Origin of the sequence: Algoriphagus sp., assembly GCF_039969895.1 — a bacterium.
GTDB lineage: Bacteria > Bacteroidota > Bacteroidia > Cytophagales > Cyclobacteriaceae > Algoriphagus.
In genome coordinates this window covers 87,737-100,633 of sequence record NZ_JBDVMZ010000017.1, presented here as the reverse complement: position 1 = coordinate 100,633, position 12,897 = coordinate 87,737, and the positions used below count along the sequence as shown (strand labels likewise).

7 protein-coding genes are annotated in these 12,897 nt (G+C 42.7%); all 7 read right to left on the bottom strand.

The genetic code is table 11. The features are described from left to right. Positions 1–105: 105 nt before the first annotated feature. Entirely contained in the window at positions 106–783 is a 678-nt protein-coding gene (locus ABJH64_RS14155) for an energy transducer TonB (RefSeq protein WP_348275745.1), read from the bottom strand. 70 nt (positions 784–853) lie between these two features. After that, the gene (locus tag ABJH64_RS14150; protein WP_348299378.1) at positions 854–1,192 is read right to left on the bottom strand and encodes a VanZ family protein; all 339 of its coding nucleotides are present in this window, start codon (positions 1,190–1,192) and stop codon (positions 854–856) included. A 39-nt stretch (positions 1,193–1,231) separates the two neighbouring features. Beyond that, positions 1,232–1,609, bottom strand: coding sequence for a glycine cleavage system protein GcvH (gene gcvH, locus ABJH64_RS14145; RefSeq protein ID WP_348275747.1), 378 nt, complete (start codon positions 1,607–1,609; stop codon positions 1,232–1,234). Between the two features lie 56 nt (positions 1,610–1,665). Then, positions 1,666–8,601, bottom strand: coding sequence for a cell surface protein SprA (gene sprA / locus ABJH64_RS14140; RefSeq protein ID WP_348275748.1), 6,936 nt, complete (start codon positions 8,599–8,601; stop codon positions 1,666–1,668). Positions 8,602–8,808: 207 nt separating this feature from the next. Beyond that, positions 8,809–9,405: a Holliday junction branch migration protein RuvA gene (ruvA, locus tag ABJH64_RS14135; protein ID WP_348275749.1), complete on the bottom strand. Its 597-nt coding sequence runs from the start codon at positions 9,403–9,405 to the stop codon at positions 8,809–8,811. Next, positions 9,402–11,672, bottom strand: coding sequence for an NADP-dependent malic enzyme (locus ABJH64_RS14130; protein WP_348275750.1), 2,271 nt, complete (start codon positions 11,670–11,672; stop codon positions 9,402–9,404). The genes ruvA and ABJH64_RS14130 overlap by 4 nt, the downstream gene beginning before the upstream one ends. A gap of 23 nt (positions 11,673–11,695) precedes the next feature. Beyond that, positions 11,696–12,793, bottom strand: a complete 1,098-nt coding sequence (locus ABJH64_RS14125) for a DUF4837 family protein (RefSeq protein ID WP_348275751.1) — start codon at positions 12,791–12,793, stop codon at positions 11,696–11,698. Positions 12,794–12,897 lie beyond the last annotated feature (104 nt).

The following is a 12,897-nucleotide window of genomic DNA, read 5'->3' as shown; positions in this document are numbered from 1 at the left end:
ACTCGCTGGTACTAATCCTATAACACTATTTAACTAAGCTAAAAGTTGTTAAAAATCAGGCAAAAAAAAGACCCGATTGCTCGGGTCTCTTGTATTGCTATCGGATTAGCTCAATTTGAATCTAATTGGTAATCTCATACGAGTACGTACTGGACGTCCTCGCTGCTTACCTGGAGTCCATTTAGGTGCGTTACTTACCACTTTTACAGCTTCTTCATCGCATCCACCGCCGATTCCTCTCAACACGTCAACGTCTTGAATAGAACCATCAGTGTTTACTACGAATACCACGATTACTGATCCTTCGATACCCATTCTTCTCGCTTGAGTTGGGTACTTTAGATTTTTAGAAAGATACTGGTTCCAAGCTGACATTCCCCCCGGAGGCTCCGGCTGAGTTTCTACCACGTCAAAGATCACATCTACTTTCTCTTCAACTGGAGCTGCAGCGATTACTACTTCTTTGATAACCGTTTTTTCTTTCACATCCACATCGAAGTTCACTTCGATTTTTTCCTCGATCTCTACTTCATCAGGAATCTCCTGAATAATAGGCTGCTCGATTGGAGGTGGAGGTGGTGGAGGTGGCTGCTCAGTGATAGGAATATCTAGCAACTCTTCGAAGTTATCAGTTACTTGACCAAGGTCTTTCAACGCACCATCGTCAAATGACTTCCACTCGAAGGCAGCAAGGGTAGCACCTACAGCTATTGCCAAACCAAGATTCATAAACATTCCTGTTTTCTTGGTTAGATCAGCGCTGGGAGTCTTTTTTGCTTCCATGATGAAGTTTAGTTATAAAGGTTAAATTTTTCTACTTTTTCAGAGTAACAATTCTAATAATTTAAAGGCACTAATCCAAACCAATACGGTTGGTCGGAATCTTAAAATATGCTAATAATCCTGTTAATCCGCCTATTTCGTTGACAATCATGTCCATATAGTCGAAAGAGCGGAAGGGAATATACAGTTGTGCACCTTCTAAAACTACACCTGCGGCTACCCCAAAAATCAAATAGTTGCTAAGAACTCTGCCTTGGATGCCCGAAACGTTTGCTCGTTTTACACCTACTCCGCACCATAAGAAACTAAGCGTTCCAAAACTCAAGAAGTGTATGAGCTTGTCTTGGTAGTTAAAAGATGCATCTGGAAAATTATTTCCTGGTGTGAGCATCGCGGCAGCTATGATCAAGAGGCATATTATTGCCAATATTAATCTCAAAATCCTTGCTTATTCGCCTACTAGTTCAGCATAAGCTGCTGCTGAAAGCAAATCTGATGGTAGATCACCTGTGATTTTTACTTTGATCATCCAGCCCTTCTCATAGGGTGATTCATTTACCAGCTCTGGCGAATCTTCCAAGTCAGGGTTTACTTCTAAGATTTCTCCTGTTAGTGGCATGAAAAGGTCAGAAACAGTCTTAACCGCCTCTACTGATCCAAATACTTCGTTTGCGTCCAGGGTTTCTCCTGTTGTTTCTACTTCTACATAAACGATATCACCTAGTTCGCCAGCTGCGAATTCAGTGATTCCAATAGTGGCCACATCACCATCAATTTTAACCCATTCGTGGTCTTTGGTGTACTTTAGTTCTTGAGGGAAATCCATGTTTTTTATTAGTTATATCGGTTTCAAAATTAATAGGAATCAAGTAAGGATAAAATCTATTGACCTAAATTAAATCGTAATTGACCACCAAAAGCTGTGGATGTTCGCTTATAGGCGGTAGTTACCATCGGGTCATTTATTGTTTTGTCAAAATACAGGGTAAGATTTAGGTTTTGATTGATCAGATAAGATATAGTAGGTCTTATCGATATGTTCAGATTACCACTTGTGACTGTACTTCCCTCTTCTATCTTTCGCTGGATTTGCTTCGTACTTTTTATACTTGAATTCAATTGGAACTGGAGGTCATTTTTTAGAACAGACTGTCTTCCTTGGAATTTGAATGGGATTTTAACTCCGGCTTTGGTGTAGCCTAATGACATCACTACATCGTTGCTCTTAGATTCTGTCACTTGGGAGTTTGAGAAGTTCAAGCCCAGATTTCTTTCCTTATTATACGTGACGGCTATGTTCAGTCTTTCCTTAGTTAGCATGTCGATTCCTATCAATGGACCAAAGCGTTCGGTAAGGACTACATCGTTCAGCACATAGATGGGGATATATTGACCTTCTTCATTGACTTGAGTAGGCTTTGGTATTTCTTGCAGGGTATTGTACAACTCTAGCCCCTGCTGATATTGGAGGGAATTGGAAAAGTTACTTGCATCATAGGTAGAAGTGTACATATGCGTGATATTAATGCTACTGAAGATCTCACTTAGCCCTTTGATTCTAGAAAGACCACGATAGTCTAACCTCCAGTTGGGTAGTGGAGTCTTTGGAAATGGGTTCATGTTGAAAGTTGCAGCATCTTTTCCGCGGTAAGCGGCCAAGAAGGAAGGGATAAGCACATCTTGACCATTGATGCCGTATTCCCCTCCGGCGTTTTGTGAATCTAGCCTACTCTTGATAATGGCTCGATTATTCTCAAAGTCGGTGAAAAGTGCAGATACATTGTCAAAACCATCTTTGTTAAATGTAGTGCCTATCATGATGGTAGTGATGCTATAGGCACCTAGTCTATTTGGACTGATGGATTCATAGTCACCCGGATTGTCCATGGAATTCCGGAAGATTTCTTCATAATTCCCAATCTCACGCTTGGTAGCATTCAGCGTGATTCTAAAGTCTTGAAATGGTTCTATTAAGCTTCCAAAGCGCATGTTTACTGCTCTATTTTGCCTGAAGGTCTGGGTAAGTTCACTGCTCGGAGCCATAATGCCTTGTTGGGCAAATTCATTTCTGATAGCTGCATCTTGACTACCAAATAGGAACGCTAGCCCTGGATTTTCAAACGCTCTATCCATTCCTAGAAGGCCTGTATTTGGCATATAGCCTGGCAGAAATGTCCCTTCTATTTTGCCATAATTGAAGGTGATTTCTTTGATCATCATGAGGGCCTTTAGCAGTTTATTGCTGAATGGAGTTCCTATCGTGTCTTCGGCCTGGAGTCCAGGCCTTCCGGGTATGGTAGGCCGCTTAGGAGCATTTAGCGCAGCTAGTTTTTTATTTTTATTGTAAAGTTTGACTAGGTCAAGCTTGCCATTGAGTGATTGGTCCCGAGTATTTTGGATAGAGTTTCCTAAGGTGTCTTTTTGTCCTATAGCACCAGTCAGCCAGGTGTAGGTAGTGATGTATTTGTAGTCAGCTCTGATCCAGTCCGTGATCGGGGATTTGTCCAGTGGCAAAGTATAATTGAGGTTGATGCTGTGGTTGTAATTTGTTCTTCGGCCAAACCTCCACGCATTGTACTTCACGGAATCGGATTTTTGCTCAGTATCCAAATCCCCCTGAGGCTCATCCACTATCGCCATGACGCTTCCTGTGTAATCTACCCGGAGGTTTCTCGTCAGATCCCAGTTTAACGAGTAAAAGCGATTCATAAAGAAGCTTTTTTGGAAAAGAGGATCAACTCCCGCCGTGCTCAACTGATCATTTCTGTATTGAGATCTTAGGTATTTTCTGTCAATATCTAACCTAGCCAAAATAAGGGTAGGGGATAGGTTCAGGTTAAAATCCTTGATTAATTTCAGATGTGGTGAATCCAAAAAGCCAGCATTTTTGAATGGTTCCAGGTTAAGCGGTTTTGGCTGGTAACTGTACGTGACGTTGGCCCGGTTCGTCTTGTAACTATAGTCTTGGATTTGCGCGTTGGTTTGGTTCATTACCCCAAAAGCATAAGAGAAGGATAAGTTGCTGATGTCGTAGAATTTGCTTGGACTGTCTGGGTTTGTCTTCAGCTTGCGAACATTGTTAAAACTGATGTTTTTCCTATTTACCTGATCAAGAGCTATTTTTCGGTATGCATCTTTTTGGTCTTCGGTGTCGAATTTTTGCAAAGCTACTTCAAACGGCACATCTGGATTCAAAGGATCGTACTCGGGTTTGGTAGAGCTATTTTCTATAGAAAAATACATAGGGATACTCACCCCTAATGCTTGTGGAAGTAATTTGTCAATATTTAAATTGGTAGATATATCATACTGCGTAGTAGCTTGTCTTGCACGCTGGGAAAGTCTCGTTTCCAGTCCTCCAAAACCAATTGAGCTATGTCTAATCGATCCAGATACTACACCGAGGTCCGCGATTTTCACGTTCATCAATGCATTGGCAGCCCATCCGTTTGATTTAGTAAAGCCAGTCACTCGAAGCTCATTCACCCATATACAGAGACTTCTGCTTCCGCCCCCATTGGTTCCTGGGTTTCTCACACCTATCATCGAGGATTGGGATTGGCTCAATTCTGGTCGGCCCACCACTGTTACTTTATATCTACCCACATCCTGAGAGAAGGGAATGTTGAGTGGTACTTTTTGATTGTCACGGGCTACTTTTACTCCCACGATATCTTGAATCGCTATGTCAATTTCGTTTTCTGCTGGCCAGATTAGCTCAGGGTCTCTTGTCCCTTTAGGCGTGATGATCAATGGTACTTCTATCTCGTAATAATTGTCCGTATAGTCGGTACCTAACCTTAAAAATGCCGTCAGCTCCCCATCCAGCGCATCTTCGCTATCAGCATGAATAAACATTTTGATGCGCTCGAATTGCACTAAGTCCAAGGTTACATTTTTGAACACTGCTCTGGCATCTTTAGCTGCTAGATCTTCTACACATACGCGGAGTGATTGCTCATTCAATCGTCGCTCTACCGTTGAGGTATTGTCCCGATCTCTGAAGATTCCCGGAGGCAGTACATACGGGCTCTCTGTAGCGCTTCCTTGGCTGTTTTCTTCGATGCTCACCACATCCACCGTTACGTTGGAATTATTAGGCTCAGGGATTTCAAAAAGACCACGCTCGAAAAGTGACTCCTGGAAGACTCTCCATTGGCTACCTACCATTCGGAAGTTTGCCATACGGAGGACTACAGGTTGTTCAAAACCTGATAAATAGGTCCTGATCCATCGAATAGATTTGAATCCTGAAATATCACCTTCTACACGATCTGGCTGACGGACCGGAACTCTGAATAAATACCAATCAACATTTTCACCATTGACGTTGGCAGTAGTTTTATCGACGATGTAGTTCTGTCCAATTACTAGATTTCCAGGTTTGAGGTCCATCTCATAGGAATAGTAATTTTCCAGTCCATTGATGGTGTTATCCGTATTTAAGTCCTCATTGTCTGGGGTGTTGGAGCCAGAGGGTGTAAAGTCTAAGTTTTCGTTTATAGTGACTGGAGTGTTGCCCTCCATGCCGTTGAATTTCTTATATCGTTCTAGAATTTTAGCATCATTAGCGTCGTACTCATCGCCCAGGTAATACTTAAATAAATCTGAGGATACATCTTCGAGAATCTGACTTCTAGCTGCTGCATTTACATTTAACCGATTGAGGAATCTGTCATTGAAAAACGCCGCTTCGTCTTCATTTTTGAGTCCATCCAGCCCCACATCTTGATTTTGTCTAGAGGTTTCAGAATTGTCAAAAGCTGGCAACAGGAACTGCTCTCTGGTGATTCTTCCCCATTCATTTTGGCTGGTTTCGGTGGGATCACCATCCGCAGGTAGGCCATTTTCAAAAGAATGTCTGCCATCTTTCATCAAGTCCTCCGAGATATCTCCCAGATTGATGGTCAATTTACCACCAGTTGTGTTGTTTTGATTGAAAACCCCATCTATTACCCGACCATTTTCCCCTTCAATAAAAGGATCTAAAAGCCAGAATTCTATGTAATCTATATTGGTTCGATCAAAATCGACTTCAGTAGTTATAGCTCTTGTCACTCCGCCATAACTCAATTTGGGGTTAGGCAGAAATCCTTCTGAGGTAAGGTTAGTGTTGTAATTATACATACCTCGCTCACTTGGGAAGAATGCCAATTCAAAAAGTGGCTCTGGCGTGACGATCACATCGCGATCTTGCTGTGGAAAAATCTCCTGAGGAAGAACCCGTCTTACGTAATGATTTTGTCGATCTTCTCTTGAGATATTTGAGGGCACACCTGGCCCAGTTTCTCTATAGAAAATATTATCAATATTGTACCACGCTATTCTACCTCGTCGGTAAGCAGCACCTAGATTGTCCTCAGTTTGATTACTCAGGTCAAATCTGTCATCAAAAGTCTGAGGAGTTGCGGCCAATTTCCAATTTTGATTGGCTGCTCCCCCCAGGTTATAGGGGGTGATGGCCGCCTCAAAGTCATCTATGTAGGAGGCTTGCTCTCCATTTACTTTGTTAGAAGTACCTGGGATTAAATGCGCAAATTCCCCACTGAAATTGACCAGTGAGGTCTCTTTAGTACTTGTAAATGGCAGGGCATCAGCTAATTTGGTAAGCCATCGAGACTCATCACTGAAGTTACCGTCAAGTCCCCACATGCTATTTCTTAAGGTCTCACTGCCAGTCGCTATCCTGGTGACATTAGGTCGTTCGTTCAAAAACAAGAAAGTTCCCCCTAAATTGAACTTATCACTGAAAAGGTAATCTAATCTGGTTCCCAGCAAACTCCGAGTTTGGAATGATACCAAATCTGCTTTTTCGAAGCTAACATTGATTTGCTTACCGGACTGAAGAATCGCATCATTGATGATGACCAGTCGGCCCACATTATAATCTATCGTAAAATCCACCCCTTCAGTCAATGGGATATTTCCGGCTGTCACGATCACAGAACCAGGGGAAATATTCAATCCTGGGAGCTGGATCTCACTGGCTGATCCTGCTGTCAATCTACCTTTGATGAAGTATTTGTTCAATCGGGTGACGAGTTCAGCATCTGCTTGGGTAGTGGCGTAAAGCGTATCGTACACGTATTTGTTCTTGAGTACCACCTCGCTGGGTAGGAAGTTTTTTTCTAGCGTTGCTCCAAAAGGTTCTAGCACAGGGAATACCAACAGCCCCCGATCTGAAAGAATAGTTAATCCTTCCACATAGTCAAAATTCCCATCTGGTGCTGGATCGTTCTGAGGATTCAGGTTGTCCAGCCCCGTGAGCCGAATCAAAGGTTTATCCTTTACCTCTGCCCCTTCGAGCAAAGAGGGGTTGTCCAGTCCGGTGCGATCATCTCTATAGATTACCTGAAGCTGGAAGCCGTCTCGCGTGATTTGGTTGGCATTCAGACTGTAAATATTTTTCATCATCAAGTCCCAAGTAGGAACACGGGTATTGATGCGGGCCGGGCGAAGGAGCTTAAGGAAAATCATCTCGTCTTCCTGTCTGCTTTGATAGTCCTCTGTGAGTTCACCTACTTTATAAACCTGCCCATTGTAAGTATATTCATAGGAAACGGCGATTACCTCGTCATTCTGGACACGTCTGAAAAGAGATAAATATCCAAGCTGTGGATTGAAAAAATATTCGGTGGGATCCAGTTTTCTGGCTCCATTGATCTGTTCGAAATCTACCCCTTTTTTCAGACCAAGGGTAGCTTCTATCGCATTTGCACCGGTGTCAAAAGGACGGAAGGATGGATTTGCAGTTATACTTGCGAAAAGCTTGTTTGCACTATTGGTCGCTGGAGCTGAGGGATTTCCTGGTCCAATGTTTGGGTTAGTGGGGTTATAAATCACTCTTCCTTCGCCCAAGTCCATGAAAGCAGAAAAATTCCGAAGGGTTTCTGTATTTGACGCTCGGTTCATAATATAGACTTCAATTCGAGTGACATTCACCCCAGATAGAACCTGAGGAAGACCTCTAAGCCATCTTTCATAATTGTCTCGGAAGAAATGCCCGATGAAAAAGTGCCGATTGTCATCATATTTGGAGGCTTGTATGTCAAATGAACGCCCTTGACCATTCGCATCTATCGTCAAATTGTCACGTCTCCCGCGCTGGGTAGATGCGACGGCGGTGACACTTAACTTGGCAAATTGAAGCTGTGTTTTCACACCAAAAAGATTCTGAGCTCCTTGTATCAACCGGTTTTGAACAGGCATACTCACATTTCCTATCTCTATAGATTGAATGATGTCTTCCTCAAAACCGTCGTATTCCAGCTTCATTTGGTTCTGAAAATCGAAGGAATTATTGGAATCAAAATTGGCTGCAATTTTCATTTTCTGGCCTAAGGAGCCATTTACAGCCATTTGGATTTGTTGATCAAAATTAAATCCGCCGTTCTGTTGCTGGCGAATGGGTAAAGTCGGATTGTCTATTCTACGAAAAATAGCCCCGAAATCTAGGTTCACATAGCCGGATGGGACGATATTAAATTCACTTCCGCCAAAAAGTCTGTCCAAAGAGGGGCTCACTGTCAATGGAGGAATTAGCCCTCTCCCTTCTACAGCACTTTCTCCGTCCCCGCCTCTAGCTCTGCTCCGCCAATAGTCCTGTCGAACTTTATATTCTTGGATTTTTGAAAACTGCTCGAAATCGTATTCTTGTTCATTGCCCACCCGGACGGTGTCAATCTGATCCACCACGTTATATCGTAGCGTAGAATCTATCTTAACTTCTACGTTTTGAGTGATGGGATTTGCCTGTAGAAATGGGATCTGGGACTGTAAAAAGGGATTGCGAGTAGGATATAGAGGGTTAGTCCTCATATTTTGCCAAAGCAAATACGAGGGGGTTAGTCTCCTTAGATTCAAAGAATCAATCCGAGACGGGATAGTGTCAGGATTGGTTTGTTGAGCCTCAGAAGTGGAATAGGCCAGTAGGAGACCGAAAAGGATGAATAATTTAGGCCAACTACCGAGGAACCTCCTCCCGCAAAAAGTTAGTACACTCCAAAAGTTCAATACAACGTGCTATTATGATGTCTTTAAAGATGCTTTAATTAAATCTTCTAATGAAATTTCTCCTGTGGTTTTTTTGAGGACTGTAGCTATATTTTTTTCAGCGGCAGATTTAGGAAAACCAAGCGTTATTAGTGCTTGTAACGCTTCTTCGCGGATTTTATTACTTGAATTTAAGAATCCAAGTGGCGTGGCGGAGACATCACTTCCCCCTTTGCCAACTTTGTCTTTCAGCTCCAAAATAATTCTCTGAGCTGTTTTTGCTCCTATCCCTTTGACGTGCTGTATGGTAGCTACATCTCCCGCTAAGATTGCGTGCTCAATTTCCGCTGAGCTGAGTGAGGAAAGAATCATAAGACCTGTACTCGGACCTACTCCATTAATGGAAATTAATAATAAAAAAAGGCGCTTTTCGTCAGCTTGTTTAAACCCAAAAAGTGTATGCGCATCTTCTTTGATATGCAGAAAGGTGAGGAGCTTAATCTGCTCCTCATCTTTTATCTCAGTGTAGGTTTGTAGCGAAATCTTCACATGATATCCTATCCCATTTACATCTATGATCACATAGGTAGGGTCTTTGAAAACTAGCCTGCCGCTTAGGTAGTCAATCATAAGGTGTTGGCTGATTGTGCATCTACTACTGCTACGGCTACCATGTTGACAATTTCTCGAATAGAACTTCCCAGTTGGAGGATATGAACTGGCTTGTTCATGCCAAGTAGGATAGGGCCAATCGCTTCGGAATTCCCAAGTTCTGCTAATAGTTTATAAGCAATATTGCCAGAGCTAAGATCAGGGAAAATCAAGGTGTTGGCTCTCTTATTAATGAGTTTGGAGAACGGGTACATTTCTCGTTGAATATCCTCGTTGATTGCTACGTTGGCTTGCATTTCACCTTCAATCACCAGATCAGGATATTTCTTCTGTGCCAGAGCTGCAGCTTTAGCCATTTTTCCAGGAATGTCACCTTTGGCAGAGCCAAAATTGGAGTAGGAAAGAACGGCTATTCTTGGCTCCACATTGAAGAACTTCACTGCATCTGCGGTTAATCCTATGATTTCTACCAATTCCTCAGCAGTTGGATTCAGGTTTACCGTGGCATCTGCAAAGAAGAATGGGCCTTTCGGGGTATTCATAATATACATCCCTGCCACTCGATTTACCCCTGGTTTGACCCCGATGGTTTGGAGTGAAGGCAAAATCGTTTTTGGATAATCTCGGGTCAAACCTGAAATAAAAGCATCTGCTAAACCAGATTCTACCATCATCGCACCAAAATAATTTCTTTGGGAAACTAATCTAGAGGCATCTGCTTCTGTCATTCCCTTTCGATGTCTCTTCTGGAAGAGCATGTTTGAGAATTTGACCAGCATGTCTTTTTGTTCCAGAGGATCAATGATCGTGACGTTAGTCAAGTCCAAGGAGTTGTCGGCAATTAGAGAAAGAATTTTCTCTCGATTACCTAGTAGAATAGGCTCACCGATCTTCTCATCCCGAATAATCTGGGCGGCTTTAAGAATTTTTCTATTGTCAGCTTCCGCAAAAACCACACGCTTAGGGTCTTTCTTAGCTCTGGCGATTACCACAGACATCAGGCGCTGATCAATTCCTATTCTTTCCTGTAGTTCTAACTCGTAAGCATCCCAATCTTTGATGGGGTATTTTGCAATACCTGAATCCATTGCAGCTTTGGCTACAGCCGGTGCGATGGTGGTGATCAATCGTGGATCAAGTGGTTTTGGGATCAAATACAATCGGCCAAAACCTAACTTGTCTTCGCCGTAAGCTTTGTTTACAATGTCGGGAACAGGTTCTTTGGCTAGCTTGGCTATTGCATGAGCAGCGGCTAGCTTCATTTCTTCGTTGATAGCGGTGGCTCTGACATCCAATGCTCCTCTGAATATGTAAGGGAATCCAAGGACATTATTCACTTGGTTAGGATGATCTGATCTACCCGTCGCCATGATGATATCTTCACGGGCGGCTACCGCTAGGTCATAGGTGATCTCAGGGTCAGGATTTGCCAATGCAAAAACGATCGGATTAGGCGCCATCAGTCTCAGCTGATCTTGACTTACGATATTTCCTGCCGATAGCCCGAGGAAGACATCTGCGTCTTGCATCGCGTCTGTGAGGGTATAAATATCTCTGTCGGTACAGAACTCTCTTCTGATATCATCCAGATCGGTTCTGTCTGACCGTAGGACTCCAACAATATCAACCAAGACTATATTTTCTCTTTTTATTCCCAGAGAAATATAGAATCGAGTACAGGATATTGCTGCTGCTCCAGCACCGTTCACCACCAGTTTAATCTGGGAAATATCTTTTCCTAAGATTTCAAGCGCATTAAGTAAAGCTGCACCTGAAATAATCGCAGTTCCATGCTGATCATCATGCATGACTGGGATTTTCATTTCGGCTTTCAGCGTAGTTTCTATCTCAAAACACTCTGGCGCCTTGATGTCTTCCAGATTGATCCCGCCAAATGTTGGCTCTAGAGATTTGATGATTTGGATGAGTTTTTTGGGATCTTTTTCATTGATCTCAATATCGAATACATCAATTCCGGCAAATTTCTTGAAAAGAACGCCCTTGCCTTCCATGACTGGTTTCGAAGCTTCCGGTCCTATATCGCCCAGCCCCAGTACAGCGGTGCCGTTTGAGATTACACCTATCAAGTTGCCCTTAGCAGTGTATTTATACACGTTTTCTACATCGGCAGCTATCTCCTTGCATGGTTCTGCTACTCCAGGTGAGTAGGCGAGAGCAAGATCCATTTGACTGGAAAGCGGCTTAGATGGGATTACTTCAATTTTGCCGGGTGAGCCTTGCGCATGATAGTTTAGTGCGTCTTCCTTTCGGATTTTAATTGCCATAAAAAGCTAGTATTATTTGGGTTTTAGGTCCCCTGATCATCCTTCCAACTTACATTGGTATTGAGTAGTATGGTCTCAATTTCCCGGAGGGCATCTCTGTGTACTTCATTTGGATAAAATACAAACCCTTCAATGTAGTAAAGTTTACCTTTTTTCTGATCTACCATCAAATAGCCTAGGTATGAACCACCCATGCTGACGTTGTTGGTTTTCCAGGAACCTCTCATTTCGGTGGTAAAATTACCATTAATCGTCATGTTTCTGAATGCTGGCGGGATTTGTTTTTCCGCTACCACATAGGAAGTAGGGTCTTCTGGGTCACCAAAAATGTGCTGCTTGGTGATAGAGTCCCTGAGTGCTAGGATGTTTGCTGGGAAGGTTTGCTCTTCAGAGGTGTAGTCAGTTTCGTAGAAAAATAAACTGATATCGGCTCTATTTGCGCTTGGAGTGATTTGTCTTACCCATAGAAAATCATCTTCGGATTTTGCGATTTGATAGGAAGCAGGTACGTTGATTTCTATTTCAAGATTTTCTCGGGAAGCTACAGTTGCAGCGGAGTTTTTTCTCGCCAGGAGGATTTTTTCTAATCTTCCTCTTTCTCTCACTTCAAACAAATTCTGAAGCCTGTCACCATTTTTCTTTAAGTTTTCGACCAGCTGTTCTTCTGTATTTCCAAACAAATACAACACTTCCTGACCTATAGCATATTCATCTTCGATCCTCAAGGAATAAATACTCGGATCGTTCATCGCTTTCTCCTTGGATTCCTTGGAGAATTGTGCGTTAATTACTTGGCTTGCAGAGCCTTTGTCATCAAAAGTAGTGACATAGATCAGGTTGGTTGACATTTTAAGTACGCGTGTCATTTCCCTTGGATCCACCGTGTTCACTTTGAATTTGGCTTCGGAGCGCACTAAGCCTGGAATATCGGATTCGAAAATTTCCTTGAGCTGATCTCCAACAGGACCAGCCCATTTGACGGAGTCAATGACTAAGATGATTTCTCCGATTGAGCCTCTCGCTTTTGGTTTGGAGCTATCAGCGGAAGTTCCATCTGAATCGCAGGATGCCAGGAAGCAACCCATCAACAGGGCTAGGAGAATAGATGAAAGGGTTTTCATTTTTGGTTGTTTGGTTCTTGGATTAGGTCAAATTAATGACATAACAACACATATCCTTATTTGGGATAAAATATTGCCATTCCTTAAAAAAAATTAACAAACTA

Excerpts from the sequence above, each read along its gene's own strand:
- ABJH64_RS14125 (WP_348275751.1), bottom strand. The coding sequence starts at position 12,793 with ATGAAAACCCTTTCATCTATTCTCCTAGCCCTGTTGATGGGTTGCTTC.
- ABJH64_RS14155 (WP_348275745.1), bottom strand. The coding sequence starts at position 783 with ATGGAAGCAAAAAAGACTCCCAGCGCTGATCTAACCAAGAAAACAGGA.
- ruvA (WP_348275749.1), bottom strand. The coding sequence starts at position 9,405 with ATGATTGACTACCTAAGCGGCAGGCTAGTTTTCAAAGACCCTACCTAT.
- gcvH (WP_348275747.1), bottom strand. The coding sequence starts at position 1,609 with ATGGATTTCCCTCAAGAACTAAAGTACACCAAAGACCACGAATGGGTT.
- ABJH64_RS14130 (WP_348275750.1), bottom strand. The coding sequence starts at position 11,672 with ATGGCAATTAAAATCCGAAAGGAAGACGCACTAAACTATCATGCGCAA.
- sprA (WP_348275748.1), bottom strand. The coding sequence starts at position 8,601 with ATGAGGACTAACCCTCTATATCCTACTCGCAATCCCTTTTTACAGTCC.